Annotated in this window: 13 protein-coding genes; 4 read left to right on the top strand and 9 right to left on the bottom strand. The window is 65.4% G+C overall.

Features of this window, described 5'->3' with window-relative positions; genetic code table 11:
• Window positions 1–113 precede the first annotated feature (113 nt).
• Window positions 114–1,286 carry an ABC transporter substrate-binding protein gene (locus IVB28_RS01600; protein ID WP_247524316.1) on the bottom strand — a complete coding sequence of 391 codons (1,173 nt, stop codon included), beginning with the start codon at window positions 1,284–1,286 and terminating at the stop codon, window positions 114–116.
• Window positions 1,287–1,595: 309 nt separating this feature from the next.
• Between IVB28_RS01600 and IVB28_RS01595 the strand changes: the two genes are divergently transcribed.
• Window positions 1,596–2,858, top strand: a complete 1,263-nt coding sequence (locus IVB28_RS01595; RefSeq protein ID WP_247524315.1) for an NAD(P)/FAD-dependent oxidoreductase — start codon at window positions 1,596–1,598, stop codon at window positions 2,856–2,858.
• Window positions 2,859–3,022: 164 nt separating this feature from the next.
• On the opposite strand, the gene IVB28_RS01590 is transcribed toward IVB28_RS01595, so the two are convergent.
• Window positions 3,023–4,234: an ABC transporter substrate-binding protein gene (locus IVB28_RS01590; RefSeq protein ID WP_247524314.1), complete on the bottom strand. Its 1,212-nt coding sequence runs from the start codon at window positions 4,232–4,234 to the stop codon at window positions 3,023–3,025.
• A 44-nt stretch (window positions 4,235–4,278) separates the two neighbouring features.
• On the bottom strand, window positions 4,279–5,493 hold the full coding sequence (locus IVB28_RS01585) for a cytochrome P450 (RefSeq protein WP_247524313.1): 1,215 nt from the start codon (window positions 5,491–5,493) through the stop codon (window positions 4,279–4,281).
• A gap of 83 nt (window positions 5,494–5,576) precedes the next feature.
• Here IVB28_RS01585 and IVB28_RS01580 point away from each other — a divergent pair, with 83 nt between their 5' ends.
• From IVB28_RS01580 to atzF, 3 genes are all read left to right on the top strand, one after another.
• Window positions 5,577–6,083: a MarR family transcriptional regulator gene (locus IVB28_RS01580; RefSeq protein WP_247524312.1), complete on the top strand. Its 507-nt coding sequence runs from the start codon at window positions 5,577–5,579 to the stop codon at window positions 6,081–6,083.
• A 477-nt stretch (window positions 6,084–6,560) separates the two neighbouring features.
• Window positions 6,561–6,848, top strand: coding sequence for a MarR family transcriptional regulator (locus tag IVB28_RS01575; RefSeq protein ID WP_247524311.1), 288 nt, complete (start codon window positions 6,561–6,563; stop codon window positions 6,846–6,848).
• 194 nt (window positions 6,849–7,042) lie between these two features.
• Window positions 7,043–8,851 carry an allophanate hydrolase gene (gene atzF / locus IVB28_RS01570; protein ID WP_247524310.1) on the top strand — a complete coding sequence of 603 codons (1,809 nt, stop codon included), beginning with the start codon at window positions 7,043–7,045 and terminating at the stop codon, window positions 8,849–8,851.
• 121 nt (window positions 8,852–8,972) lie between these two features.
• On the opposite strand, the gene IVB28_RS01565 is transcribed toward atzF, so the two are convergent.
• From IVB28_RS01565 to IVB28_RS01540, 6 genes are all read right to left on the bottom strand, one after another.
• On the bottom strand, window positions 8,973–9,695 hold the full coding sequence (locus IVB28_RS01565; RefSeq protein WP_247524309.1) for a GntR family transcriptional regulator: 723 nt from the start codon (window positions 9,693–9,695) through the stop codon (window positions 8,973–8,975).
• Window positions 9,692–10,087, bottom strand: coding sequence for an oxalurate catabolism protein HpxZ (hpxZ, locus tag IVB28_RS01560; RefSeq protein ID WP_247524308.1), 396 nt, complete (start codon window positions 10,085–10,087; stop codon window positions 9,692–9,694). The genes IVB28_RS01565 and hpxZ overlap by 4 nt, the downstream gene beginning before the upstream one ends.
• A gap of 12 nt (window positions 10,088–10,099) precedes the next feature.
• Window positions 10,100–11,494, bottom strand: coding sequence for an AtzE family amidohydrolase (locus IVB28_RS01555; RefSeq protein ID WP_247524307.1), 1,395 nt, complete (start codon window positions 11,492–11,494; stop codon window positions 10,100–10,102).
• Between the two features lie 7 nt (window positions 11,495–11,501).
• The gene (locus tag IVB28_RS01550; RefSeq protein ID WP_246925989.1) at window positions 11,502–11,681 is read right to left on the bottom strand and encodes a DUF4089 domain-containing protein; all 180 of its coding nucleotides are present in this window, start codon (window positions 11,679–11,681) and stop codon (window positions 11,502–11,504) included.
• Window positions 11,682–11,707: 26 nt separating this feature from the next.
• Window positions 11,708–13,450 (bottom strand): ABC transporter ATP-binding protein, encoded by a 1,743-nt coding sequence (locus tag IVB28_RS01545; RefSeq protein WP_247524306.1) that lies wholly within the window; start codon window positions 13,448–13,450, stop codon window positions 11,708–11,710.
• Window positions 13,451–13,724: 274 nt separating this feature from the next.
• Window positions 13,725–14,624 (bottom strand): ABC transporter permease, encoded by a 900-nt coding sequence (locus tag IVB28_RS01540; RefSeq protein WP_247524305.1) that lies wholly within the window; start codon window positions 14,622–14,624, stop codon window positions 13,725–13,727.

Raw genomic sequence — 14,624 nt, 5'->3', positions numbered from 1 at the left:
AGCAATCCAGCATCCTTCCGCCGAGAGATTCTGGATTGCTTCGCTGCGCTCGCAATGACGGGGAGAGAGCTGAGAGCCCCTCTCCCCGCGAGCGGGGAGGGGGAAAGCAGCCCTCACTTCATCTTGCATTTGTCGTGGAAGCGATCCTGGTCGTTCTCGACGATGGTCGCGACCGTCTTCAGCGCGAGCTGGCCTTCGGCGTCCTTCACGACGTCCTGCAGATAGAAGCTCTGCACCGGGATGTGGTTGTTGCCGTATTTGAACGCGCCGCGCAGCGACTTGAAGTTGGCCTTCTCCATCTCGGCCTTCATCGCGTCCTTCTTGCTGGTGTCGCCCTTCACTGCGATCACCGCGCTGTTGATGAGCTGGGCGGCGTCGTAGGATTGCGCGCCGTAATAGGTCGGACGCAGGCCGGTGTACTTCTTGCGGTAGTCGGCAACGAAGCGCTTGTTCTGCTCGTTGGGGAGGTCGTTGACCCATTCCTGCGCGCCGGGCACCCCGAGCGCGTTCTCCTTCTGCAGCGGCAGCGAAAGCTCGTCGACGGTGAAGGCGGTGTAGAGCGGCATCGTGCTCTTGAGGCCCGCCTGCGCATATTGATTGAGGAACTGCACGCCGGCGGCGCCGGGATAGAACACGAAGATCGACTCGGCGCCCGAGGCGCGCGCCTTGGAGAGCTCGGCAGAGAAGTCCAGCTGGCTCGGCCAGACGGTGTATTCCTCGCCTTTGACCTCGCCCTTGAACGTGCTCTTCAAGCCCGCGAGCATGTCCTTGCCGGCGGCATAGTTCGGGCCGATCAGGAACACGCTCTTGACGCCCTTCTGGTTCATGTAGAGGCCCATGGCGGCCGGCGTCTGGTCGTTCTGCCAGGAGGTCGAGAACACGTAAGGCGAGCAAAGATCGCCCGCGAGCTGCGAGGGACCGGCATTGGCCGAGATCAGGAAGGTCTGCGAATCCACCGCGGTCTTGAGCGAGGCCAGCAGCACGTTCGACCAGATATAGCCGACGATGAAATCGACCTTGTCCGACTGCACCAGCTTCTCGGTTTTCTGCTTGCCGACATCGGGCTTCTGCCCGTCATCCTCGTAGATGACCTCGACCGGCTTGCCGTCCATCTTGCGGCCCATGTGATCCAGCGCGAGCTCGAAGGAGTTGCGCATGTCGTTGCCGATCACGGCGGTCGGGCCGCTGAAGGTCGAAACGAAACCGATCTTGATGGTGTCGCCGGCGGATGCCGGACTCGCCAACACCAGCGCCGCTGCGCCCGCCAGCCAGAATGCCGTTCTCATAATCACTCCCCTCCTTATGATTGAGCCCGCGAGCGGGGTGATCGCCGCCCCGGGCCTTCTCTATTGAACGCAAAATCTGTCGAGCCGCCAATGGCTCAGCGCCTGCCCCTGCACCATATTTCCCTCCCATCGCGGATGGCAAGAAATATAATTCTACTTACTTCGACCAAGGCACCGGCAAGGCCGCGGCGCTTTTTCGCGCCTGATCGATAGATTCCGCCTATGCGGCGATTGATGACAGCTATTGGACCGCAGCGTCCAATCCGCACTTAAATGGGAGTGCGCAGCAGCGAGATTCGAGGATACATCATGACCACGACACCGCATCGCGTCGTCATCGTCGGCGCCGGCTTCGGCGGGCTGGAGACGACCTACCGGCTCGCGGGCACACCGGTCGAGATCACGCTGATCGATCGCCGCAACCATCATTTGTTCCAGCCGCTGCTCTACCAGGTCGCCACCGCCTCGCTTTCCACCAGCGAGATCGCATGGCCCATCCGGCACCTGATGCGCGACCGGCGCGACGTGACCACTCTGTTTGCGACCGTTAGCGGCGTCGATGCCGACAGGCGCTGCGTGCTGATCGACGACGGCAGCGAGGTGCCTTACGACACGCTGGTGCTCGCGACCGGCGCGCGGCATGCCTATTTCGGCCACGATGAATGGGAGCAATGGGCGCCCGGCCTGAAGACGCTGGAGGATGGCACCACCCTGCGCCGTCACATCCTGGTGGCGTTCGAACGCGCCGAGCGCGAGACCGATCCGGCAAAGCGCGCGGCTCGGCTGACCTTCGTCATCGTCGGCGCCGGCCCGACCGGCGTCGAACTCGCGGGCACCATCGCCGAAATGGCGCACCAGACCCTGCCGCAGGATTTCCGCAACATCGACACGAACAAAGCCCGCGTGGTGCTGATCGAGGCAGGGTCGCGCGTGCTCGCAGGTTTCGCCGACGACCTCTCGGCCTATGCGCAGGCCTCGCTGGAAAAGATCGGCGTGGAGGTCGTGCTTGGCCAAGCCGTCACCGAGATCGACCGCGACGGCGTGGTGTTCGGCGGCAAGCGGCTCGACGCCAAAACCAAGATCTGGGCCGCCGGCGTCCGCGCCTCGCCCGCTGCCGAATGGCTGGGTGCACCAGCCGATCGCGCCGGCCGCGTGCAGGTCGAGGCCGATCTGACGATCCCCTGCCATCCCGAGATTTTTGCGATCGGCGATACCGTCAGCATCAACGCGTGGGAGGGCAAGCCGGTGCCGGGCATCGCGCCGGCGGCTAAGCAGCAGGGCCGTCACGTCGCCGAGACCATCAAGGCCCGCCTGCGCGGTGCTGCGACCGGCCCTTTCCGCTACAAGCACGCCGGCAGCCTCGCCCAGATCGGCAAGCGGCTCGCCGTCATCGATTTCGGCCGCTTCAAGCTGCGCGGCACGATCGCGTGGTGGATCTGGGGCATTGCCCACATCTACTTCCTGATCGGCCTCCGCCACCGCCTCAGCGTTGCCTTGAGCTGGCTCTGGATCTATGCGCGAGATCAGCGCGCGGCGCGGCTGATTACGCAAGGAAGTAGCAAGGTGGTGTAGCCTTCTTCCTTCTCCCCTTGTGGGAGAAGGTGGCGCGAGGCGCCGGATGAGGGGTTCTCTCCGCTCGCAAGATTGTCCGTGAGGAGAGAACCCCTCACCTGGCTTCGCTTTGCGAAGCCACCCTCTCCCACAAGGGGAGAGGGTTCAGCGGCGCTCGCTGCCCTCTACTTCACCAGCTCACACCCGCCCTCCGCCAGCGGGCGAAACGCCTGCTCCGCGGGGATCGTCGAGACCAGCTTGTAATAGTCGTACGGATATTTCGACTCCTCCGGCTTCTTCACCTCGAACAAATACATCGGATGCACGACGCGGCCGTCCTGGCGGATGGTGGTGTCGCCGAACAGCTTGTCCTTGCCTTTGAACTTCTTCATCTCTGGCACGGCGTCCTTGGCATTGTCGCTGCCGGTGGCGGCAACCGCGTTGAGATAAGCGAGGGTCGAGGCATAGACGCCGGCCTGGTTGCCGCTCGGCATCTTGCCGTTCATGCCGGGCCGGGCGGCGAACCGCTTGGCAAAGGCGCGGGTGTCGTCATTCATGTCCCAGTAGAAGGCTTCCATGAGCTGGAGGCCCTGCGCGACCTTGATGCCCATGCCGTGAATGTCGTTGATGAAGAGCAGGAAGGCGACGAGCCTCTGTCCGTTCTGCTGGATGCCGAACTCGGCGGCCTGCTTCACGGCGTTGATGGTGTCACCGCCGGCATTGGCAAGACCGATCACCTGTGCCTTCGAACCCTGCGCCTGCAACAGGAAGGAGGCGAAGTCGGAAGTGCCGAGCGGGTGCTTGGAGGAGCCCAGCACTTTGCCGCCGTGTCCTTCGATGTATTTCTGCGCCTCCGCCTCGATACCCTTGCCCAGCGCGTAATCGACCGTCAGGAAATACCAGTCCTTGCCCCCGCGTGACATCATCGCGGCTGCTGTGGTGTTGCCGGTCGCCCAGGCGTCGTTGACCCACTGGATGGTGTTGGGTGAGCAGGCCTTGCCGGTCAGGTCGGAGCTTGCGGTCGAGGAGGCCAGGAAGGTCATGCGGCTGTCGCGCAGCAGCGTGTTGATGGACAGACCGACGGCCGAATTCGGCACGTCGACGATGGCATCGACGCCTTCGACGTCGAGCCATTTGCGCGCAATGGCGTTGCCGACGTCAGCCTTGTTCTGATGGTCGGCATAGACGATCTCGACCTTGATGCCTTTGCCGCCGCCATTGAAATCCTCCGCCGCCATGCGCGCGGCTTCCACCGAGCCCATGCCATTGGTGTCCTGGAAGATGCCGGAGATGTCGTTGAGCACGCCGACGCGCACGACATTGTCGGATATCTCGGCGCTCGCCGCGCCGCCCGCCAGGCTCGCGGCCAGTGCGAGCGCCCACTTCAAGTTCTTCAATGCTCCCTCCCCTTTTGCATGTGTTGTTTGCGTCACGGGCGGCGTCAGGCCGGCGTGATGGTCACCGGCAGGCTGTCGAGCCCGCGCAGTGTGTTGTTGAAACGTCGCCTCGGCTCGCCGACGATCTCGATGCCGGCGACACGGCGGGCCAGCGCCGAGAGCATCGTCTCCCCTTCGAGCCGCGCCACGAGCTGGCCGACGCACATGTGGATGCCGGAGCCGTAGCCAACATGGCCGGATGTGCGGCGGGTGATGTCGTAGCTGTCGGGCTCGTCCCAGCGCCGCGGATCGCGGTTGGCGGCCGCGAGGAACATCAGGACCTTTTCGCCCTCGCCGATGGTTGCTCCGGACAGCTCGACATCGCGAGTGGTGGTGCGGAAGAACGTCTGCACCGGGCTCTCGAAGCGTACCGCTTCCTCGAACGCATTGCGCGCGAGGGTGAGATCGCTGCGCAGGCGCTGCCACTGGTCGGGGAAACGCGCCAGGCAATAAACCGCGGCACCGATGCCGTTGACGGTGGTGTCGAGGCCGGCCGAGAGTAGCGAGCGTACCAGAAGCGGTGCTTCAGTCGCGGTGATCGCGCCCTCGTCGACGTGGGCGTGAATGCAGGCGCCGATGCCGCCGGGGGTAAGATTGTCCCGCTGGCACTGCGCGGTGACGTAAGCCTGGTGCGGCGTCGAACGCGCGATCGCTTCCTGGCGCAATTCGTTGGGCGGCCCGAACGCGTTGAAGACGACGCTCGCGTAGGGAATAAGATGTTCGCGGCCCTCCGGCTTCAGCCCGAGCGCATCCGGAAAGATCGAGAGCGGATAGGCCTCCGCCAGATCCGTGATCGCGTCAAAGCTGCGTTTCTCCAACAATTCGTCGACGAGCCTCTCGGCCGCCGCGGCGAAGCGGTCGCGCAGCCCCTTCATCACGGTCGGCGACAGCACCTTGGACAACACGGCGCGGGTGCGGGTGTGCGCGGGCGGATCGGCTTCGAGGATCAGGCTCGGCGGCCGCCACGGCGTCTCCTTCTTGAAGTCGGACAGGCCGACGCCGCGGCTGGAGCAGAAGGTCGCGGGATCGTTCAGCACGGCGTGGACCTCGGCATAGCGCGCCACGCCATAGACGTCCCATTTGTCGAGATAGACCACCGGCCCGGCCTCCCGCAACCGCTGGTGCGTGGGATAAGGGTCGGCAAAAAACTTGATGTCGAAGGGGTCGATGTCGAGATGCGGGACGGACGCCGATCCCGCAGGCGAGCCGGATACGGTCATGGAAGACCTCTCTCATTTTGATCTTGTGAAAGAGCGGCGCATGCCCTTAGGTCAGCGAGCCCGCTGCGAGATAGAATCCCAATATGCCTGCGCCCTCGACCAGAGCCCGCCAAAAGCCAGCGCTTAACGAGGCGGGGCCGACGCTCGACCTGGACCGTTACGTCCCCGCGTTCATCACCTTCATCGCCAACAAGCTCTCGAACAGCGCGACCGCGTTCTATCAACGGCAGTTCGGCGTCAATGTCACCGAATGGCGAATCATGTCGCTGCTGGCGATCGAACCCGGCATTCCAGCTTCGCGCATCTGCCACGTCATCGGCTTCGACAAGGGGCCGGTGAGCCGGACGCTGGCGGGCCTCGAGAAGCGCGGGCTGATCTCGATCCGCACCGACCCGGACGACGGCCGCACCCATTCGATTTCGCTGACCGCGAAAGGCCGCGCCACCCATGACAAGGTGATCGTCGCAGCGCTCGAGCGCGAGCGGCGGCTGTTGTCGTGCCTGAGCAAGGACGAGCGCGAGGTGCTGGTCGATCTCTTGCGTCGGCTGCATGAAAATCTCGGCGCGGTCACCGGCGGCACTGAGGCCTGACGGATCGCGCGCGCGGCGCGCTGTCCCGCCGCCTTCAGGTATGCGCCAGCTTTCCCCGGCGACACCAGTTCTGCCGCGCATCGTCTCCTCCAGAAAACCGCAGCGGTTTGCCCGCCGTCATCCTTGTCTGGAACGGTTCGCACAGATTAGTTGCTTAAGCAACAAAAGAATCGGCAAGATGATGCGGCAGTGTTGCTGGCGTAGTTTGCGGCCTCACCTGTCGTGTCCCGGACGCGCTGCAGCGTGAACGCTGCTGCGCAGGGCCGGGACCCAGGCCCTCGCGCTGCATTAGGATAAATGGGCCCAGGAGAGCAACTGGCGGCACCCCTTATGCGCTACAACCGATCCACACCCGACGCATCGTCATTCAACCGCCCACCGCCTCGGCGCGACGCGTCAGCATGGCGCGCTGCTTGATGTAACCCTTGTCGGTGATCTCGCCGCCGTCGACGGCCGACGCAACATTCGGTACTGGCGGTGATCGGGGCCAGTCCGGGCCTGTCGCAGATGGCCGTGGCCAAGCGCCTCGGCATCGAGCGCGCCCGGCTGGTGCATCTGCTGGACAGCCTTGAACAGCGCAAGCTGGTGAAGCGGATCAAGTCGAAGGCGGACCGGCGCTCGCATGCGCTGCATCTCACCGCGCAGGGCGAGACCGCGCTGGCCAAGTTCAAGCGGCTCGCAGCCGCGCACGAGCGGAACGTCGAGGCGAAGATCGGCAAGGAAAATCGAGCGCAGCTGCTTCGGATCCTTGCTGGCTTCACCTGACCTCAACTGCTCATCATTTAGGCAGCTACCCGTCACAGGGCGCCGCTGCGGCCGCAGCCCGCCGGTCGAAATATCTCCCAAGCCACTGATCAGGCGGCAATATCCGGAGCAATCGCCCTGCCCCGGATATTGTACACAATGGCACATCGCTTGCTTCGCTCCGGGCGAGGACGAATTGCCGGAGTTTTGTCGCCATGGGGGCTGAGCAGCCTGAAACGATCGCCGCGATTGTGGCCGCGCACCGCGCGGGGACGCTGACGCCGGCGCAGACGGTCGCGCGGACCTATCAGCGCATCCGCGACCACAACGATCCCGCCATCTTCATCAGCCTGCGGGAGGAGACGGACGCCATCGCGGAGGCCGAGAAGCTCGCCGCGCGGAAGGACGCCGCCGACCTGCCGCTTTATGGCGTGCCGGTCGCGGTGAAGGACAATATCGACGCGCTGGGATTTCCGACCACTGCGGCCTGCCCGGCATTTTCCACCACGCCGGCACACGATTCGACCGCGGTGGCGCGCCTGCGTGCCGCCGGCGCCATCATCATCGGCAAGACCAATCTCGACCAGTTCGCAACCGGCCTCGTCGGCGTGCGCTCGCCCTACGGCATTCCCAGAAATTCAGTCCGTGACGATCTCATTCCCGGCGGATCGAGTTCGGGCTCCGCCGTCGCCGTCGGCGCCGGGCTCGTGCCGTTGTCACTGGGCACCGACACCGCCGGCTCGGGCCGCGTGCCGGCGATGCTCAACAACATCGTCGGACTGAAACCGAGCCTGGGCATGATCTCGAATGCGGGCCTCGTGCCGGCCTGCCGTACGCTCGATTGCATCTCGATCTTCGCGCTGACCGTGGACGACGCGGCCCTCGCCCTGTCCGTGATGGCGGGACCAGACCCGGCCGACCCGTTCTCGCGCGACCGGCCGCTGGGCGCGCTCACGCCGTTGCCAGCAAGCTTGCGCCTCGGCGTGCCGCGCAACGGGCAGCTGATCTTCTTCGGCGACAAGACATCGGAAACCGCTTACGCCGACGCGCTGAAGCGTTGGACCGCGCTCGGCGCAACGCTGGTCGAGTTCGATCTCGAGCCGTTCTACGAGACGGCCCGGCTGCTCTATGAGGGCCCGTGGGTCGCCGAGCGCTATCTCGTGATCAAGGATCTGCTCGCGTCCGCGCCGGATGCGATCCACCCCGTGACGCGCGAGATCACCGCGGCCGGCGCGCGGCTGACGGCCGCCGAGACCTTTTCGGCGCTCTACCGCCTGCAGGGCTTGCGCAAGATCGCCGAGCGCACGTTTGCCAATATCGACGCGCTGGTGCTGCCGACGGCCCCGACGGCCTATACGACCGCACACGTGCTCGCCAATCCGATCGAGCTCAATAGCCGCCTCGGCACCTATACCAATTTCGTCAATCTGCTCGACCTCTGCGGCCTCGCCGTTCCCGCGTCGATGCGCGCCGACGGCATTCCGTTCGGCATCACGCTGCTCGCACCGGCAGGGCGTGATGCGATGCTCGCGAGCATCGGGCGCGTGTTTCACGCAGACACCAAGTTGACGCTCGGCGCAAAAGGCGTGGCACAACCTGCGCTGGCGCCGCTTGCTGCAAGCGGCATCGACGAGATTCCAATCGCCGTCGTTGGCGCGCATCTGTCCGGCATGGTGCTGAACGGCGAATTGAAGGCGCTGAACGGCCATCTGGTCGAGGCGACAATGACGGCGCCGGACTACAAGCTCTACGCGCTCAAGACCACGCCGCCCAAGCCGGGCCTGCTTCGCGTCGAGGCGGGCAAGGGCGCCGCAATCGAGCTGGAGATCTGGTCCCTGTCGTCGTCCGCCTTCGGCAGGTTCGTCAACGCGATCCCCGCACCGATGGCGATCGGCACCGTGCGCCTTGCAGACGGCCGCAGCGTGAAGGGATTTCTGGTCGAGCCCGAGGTGCTGGGCGACGCGCGCGACATCACCGCGTATGGCGGATGGCGGAAGTATATGGCGGAGAAGACAACGGGGTAGGTGCATCTCCTCATGGTGAGGAGGCGCGCAAGCGCCGTCTCGAACCATGAAGGCCACGCGGCCGCATCTCGGCCTTTCATCCTTCGAGACGCGGCCTTCAGCCGCTCCTCAGGATGAGGACCTAAACCGAAACCGCGTAAATCTCGTATTCCCCGCGCACCAGCTCGATATGCGCGCGCATCGCGGCAGCGGCGCCCTGCTTGTCGCCGCGCATGATGGCGACGACGACGCGGTCGTGCTCGGCTTGGGATTTGGCAAGACGTCCGAGGTTGCGAAACTGGGCGCGGCGGAACGGCTGCACGCGCACGCGGGTCGCCAGCGTGATCTCGGCGATGTAGCCGTTCTGCGATCCGGCATAGATCGCGTTGTGAAAGCGCTCGTTGACCTCGTGGAAGCGATCGGGATTGCCGGTGTAGCTCAGCACCCGCAGCTCCTCGTGGATGGCCTCGAGGCCGTGGCGCTCGGCCGCGGACATGCGCTCGGCGGCGAGCCCCGCGCACAGCGCCTCGAGCTCGGCCATTGCTTCGAACATGCCCGTCAGCCGCTCGATAGAGGGCTGCGCCACCACCGCGCCGCGATGGGCACGCGCTTCGATGAGGCCACTTGCCACAAGCTGGCGCAGCGCCTCGCGCACCGGCGTCCGCGAGACGCTGAAACGGCGCGCAATATCGGTCTCGTCCAGAGGCGCGCCGGGGGCCAGGGCACCACGCACGATCTCGTCCGCGAGCTGCAGGCGCAGCTCTTCGGCGCGCGTGACCTTCTGCACCAATGCCGAGGGACGATCGACGCGCGGCACCACCGGCTCAGTGGGCAATGTCCCGCGCGGAAACTCGTCGAGCGTCATGCGGTCTCTTTCGGCGCGTCGATGATGCTGACATGGGCAGCGACGACGCGCCAGCCTTCCGGGAATTTTAACCAAGTCTGCATCTGCCGGCCGACCCTACCCGGCATCGTGTCGCGATAGAACAAGGTAGAGGCCACGGCCGTGTCGCGGCCATAGCTGGTGATCACGGTTTTCGCGGTCCGGCGGTCGAGGCCCACCGGTGAGCGCCCGGCACGAAAGCCGGCGATCGCCTCATAGCCGTAGAGGTTCTCGCCGATGCCGTAGCGCAATGTGCGTGGATCGTTGCGGAAGAGCTCGCCGAGCACCGCGACGTCGTTTGTGATCAGCGCCTGCTCATAGCGCTCGAACGCGGCTTTGACTTCCGCGATCACGTCGGGGAGATCGATCTCCATCTCAAATTCCTCTCAAAGGCCCCTTGGGGTGGGCGCCGACGCCACGCCCAGCTTTTCCAACGCGTAGGCGACGCGAAGCGCAATGTCCTCGCGCCACGGCGCGGCGATGATCTGCACGCCGATCGGCAGCGGCTCGAGCGGCACCGGCACCGCGACCACCGGCAAGCCGATGAACGAGATCGGCTGGGTGTGGATGCCGATATTGGCGCGCACCGGCAGCTCGACGCCGTCGAGATTGAAATTGACCTGGCCGAGCTTCGGCGCGGTGCAGGGCGTTGCCGGCGCCAGCAGCACGTCGACCGACTTGAAGATCTCGGCAAGCTGGGCACGATACCAGCGGCGGAATTTTTGCGCGCGGTCGACCATTGAAGCGGGCACCATCGCCCCCGCGATCAGCCGGTCGCGCACCGCGGGATCGAAATCGTTGGGGCGCTTGCGCAAGCGATCGAGGTGGAGCGAAGCGCCTTCGGTGGTGGTGATGACATAGGCCGCCGCGCGGGCGCGCGCGGCCTCGGGCATGTCCACGACTTGCGTTGCGCCAAGCGCCTTGGCAACGCGGCCGACGGCCTCGACGGCTTCCGGGAACACGTTGTTCTGGAAATACCCGCCCGCGATCGCGATCCGCAGACCCGAGACCGGATTGGCCAGCAGCGGCAGCGTCGGCTCCAGCCCGCGCGTCGTGCAGGCGCTGTCCTCCGCATCCGGGCCTTGCATTACGTCATAGGCGAGCGCGAGATCGGTGACCGAGCGCGCGAACGGGCCGAGATGATCGAGGCTTGCGACGAACGGGAACGAGCGCGCGCGCGAGAGCCGGCCATAGGTCGGCTTCAAACCGAAGATGCCGCAGAAGGAGGACGGCACGCGGATCGAACCGTTGGTGTCCGATCCGAGCGCGATCGGCACCAGCGCGCCGCCGACGGCGCTGCCCGAACCACCGGAGGAGCCGCCGGTCATGCGCGTCGTATCATGCGGATTGCGCGAGGGACCGTCATGGACGTTCTCGCCGGTGAAGTCATAGGCGTATTCGCCCATGTTGAGCGCGCCGACCAGCACGGCTCCGGCCGCTTCCATGCGCTCGATCAGCGTGGCGTCACGCTTGGCCGGTGCGCGGTCGCGGTTGATCTTCGAGCCGGCACGCGTGGGAAGGCCCGCGACATCGAACAGATTCTTCACCGCGAAGGGCACGCCGGCGAGCGGGCCGATTTCCTTTCCAGCCGCGATCTCGGCGTCGATTGCGCGGGCCTTCGCGCGGGCGCGATCGGCGGTGACGTCGGTGAAGGAATTGAGAATGCCGTCGTGCTGCTTGATGCGCGCGAGCGCGGCTTCAGTGGCATCGAACGCGGACATTTTGCGGGCCGCGACCGCGCTTGCGATCTCGGCGGCCGTCATTTCGGGCTTGGTGGTCATGACAGCGTCACACCGTGAAGATCGGCGCCGGCTCGGTCTCGTCCGGCAGCGCGAATTCGTCGACCAGGCGGGACAGGCGCAGCGAGACTTCGAGGTTCGCGCGCACCGCGGGCCTCCAGGCCTCTTCGACCGGCAGCGCCAGCGCCTTCGATACGGCGTCGATATAGTCGTCCAGGGGTTCGGCCATCACGCTTCCCAACAATCAATGCACTCTCAGTGGACCTGCAACGGCGGATGCGGGATCGCCGTCAGCAGTTCCTTGGTGTAGTCGTCCTGGGGATCGCCGAGGACCTGCTCGGAAGAGCCCTCCTCGACGATCCGTCCCGTCCGCATCACAATGACACGATCGCACAACAAGCGCACCACATTCAAATCATGCGAGACGAACAGATAGCTCATGCCTAGCCGCTGCTTCAGGTCCTGAAGCAGATTGAGCACCACGGCCTGCACCGAGACGTCCAGCGCCGCCGTCGGCTCGTCGAGAATGACGAGCTTTGGATGCAGCGCGATCGCGCGCGCGATGCCGACGCGGGCCTTCTGGCCCCCGGACAATTGATGCGGGAAGCGGTCGAGCAGATTGTGCGGCAGGCCGACCATGGTGGCGAGGTCCTCGCAGCGGGCGCGGAGCGCGTCGCGTCCCTTGATATCCCCCAGCTGCATGATCGGGTCCACGATGGCGCGCGCGGCGGTGAAGCGCGGGTTGAGGCTATCGGTCGGATCCTGGAACACCATCTGGATGCGGCTGCGCTGCGGCATCCGGGCGAAGGCTGAGGGCGCGATGCCGGAGATGTCTTCGCCGTCGAACTGGATCAGGCCGGAGGTCTGGTCCAAGAGCCGCATCACCATCATCGACGTCGTCGATTTGCCGCAGCCGGATTCGCCGACAAGGCCGACGCTCTCGCCATGGCTGATCGAGAAGCTGATGCCGTCGACGGCGCGGAACACGTCGGGTTCGACGGGAGGCTTGCGGCCGAACAGTTTTCCCAGCGTCGCTGTGGCGCCCTGGCGGGGATATTCCTTGACCAGCTTTTCGATGAGGAGAATGGGCTGCTTGCTCTTCACGCCATCTTGCGATGTCTGAATGACGGGGTCGGGCCCGGCCACGACGGCCGCTGATTGAGAAGCGCCCTCATCCTCCGGCAACAAATCCCGCAAGCTCACACCGAGCCGCGGCGTCGCGCGCATCAGCTTCTTGGTGTAGGGGTGCTGCGGGTTTGCGAAGATGTCGGCGGCTTTCGCGGTCTCGACCACCCGGCCCTTCTCCATCACGACGACGCGATCGCAATAGGCCGCCGCAAGGCCGAGATCGTGCGTGATCAGGATGGTCGACATCGCCTTGCGCTTGGTCAGCTCGACGATCAGGTCCATCACCGCCTTCTGCGTGGTGACGTCGAGGCCGGTGGTCGGCTCGTCCGCGATCAGCAGCTGCGGATTGCAGGCTAGCGCCAGCGCGATGACGACGCGCTGACACATGCCGCCTGACAACTCGAACGGATAGGCGTGATAGCGCTCGCGCGGCCGGGCGATCTTGACCTGCTCCAGCGCCTCGATGGCCTTCTCGCCGTGATCTCTGACCTGGGCCTGCTGCACATGGGTGCGCAGCACGTCCTCGATCTGGTCGCCGACTTTGCGGATCGGGTTCAGCGCGGCGCGCGGGTTCTGGAAGATCATCGAGACCTCGCGGCCGCGCAGGTCGCGCATCTGGTCTTCGGTCGCGGCCTTGACGTCGATGCCGGAGAACATCACCGAACCGTCGGCGATCCGCCCCGCGCGGTCGAGGATGCGCATCACCGCATAGGACGTCACCGACTTGCCGGAGCCGGACTCGCCGACGATCGCCAGCGTCTCGCCCTTGGCGACGGAGATGTTGACGTGCTGCACGGCTTTCACGATGCCGCGGCGGGTGGTGAATTCGACGGTGAGGTCCTGAACGTTGAGCAGGGGCTGGGCGGTCAAGCGTGCCTCCCCATCAAAAACGTCGAAAACAACCCCATGCACAGTAGAATGTCGTTGGAATCGTTGGGAAATTTCTGGCGGATTTTTGCCTGTAAGGGAGGCACAGGCTTCTCGCTCCCTCCCCCCTTGCGGGGGAGGGTTGGGGAGGGGGGTAGCCCCGGGAGAGGTCGGAGTTCGTGGCTACCCCCCTCCCTGCCCCTCCCCCACAAGGGGGGAGGGAATAAGAGAGCACTGCCCTCCTCACATCCGCGCTGCTGGAGTTCGGAACCACCCATCACGTCCTCCGCTGGGGGTCGACGATGTCACGCAGGCCGTCGCCGAGGAGATTGAAGCAGAACACCGCGATCATCAGGGCCAGGCCCGGGAAGAGTGCGATCCACCATTCGCCCGACACCATGAAGCCGGCGCCTTCGGCGACCATGATGCCCCATTCGGCGGTCGGCGGGCGGACGCCAAGGCCGATGAAGGAGAGGCCGGCGGCATTGAGAATGGCGTAGCCCATGGTCAGCGACATCTGCACGATCATGATCGGCATGATGTTCGGCAGGATATGCACCAGCAGGATGCGGAACTCGCCGTTGCCCGACAGCCGCGCGGCCTGCACGAAGCCGGCGTTGCGGCGGACATTGGCCTCGGCGCGCGCGACGCGGGCATAGAGCGGGAAGTTCACGATGGCGGTGGCCAGGATGATATTCTGCACGGTGTTGCCGAGCGCGGCGACGATGCCCATCGCCAGCACGAACAGTGGAAAGGCCATGATGGTGTCGGCGATGCGGCCGACGATGCGGTCGGTCCAGCCGCCGAAATAGCCCGCCGCGATGCCGGCAAGGCCGCCCATCAGGAACACCAGCGCGACCGAGGCGACCGCGATGAACGTGTCGAGCCGGGTCGCGACGATGACGCGGCTGAAAATGTCCCGCCCTAACTGGTCGGTGCCGAACCAGTGCGCGGCCGAGGGCGGCTTCAACGACGCGGCGGTGTCGGACGCCAGCGGATCATAGGGCACCACATAAGGGCCGAAGATCGCGGCAACCAGGATCAGGATCAGCAGCGCGAAGGCGAAGCCCGTGACCTTGTTCTCGCCGAGGACATAGCGGGTCTGGTCGAGCAGCGCGACGAGCCCTGACGTCCGCGCGGGACCGATGGGTTCAACAGCAGGCGCAACGGAGCTCAT

Origin of the sequence: Bradyrhizobium sp. 199 (assembly GCF_023073355.1) — a bacterium.
In the GTDB taxonomy this organism is placed as follows: domain Bacteria; phylum Pseudomonadota; class Alphaproteobacteria; order Rhizobiales; family Xanthobacteraceae; genus Bradyrhizobium.
The sequence above is the reverse complement of the archived record's forward strand: the minus strand, read 5'-3'. Positions and strand labels throughout refer to the sequence as shown.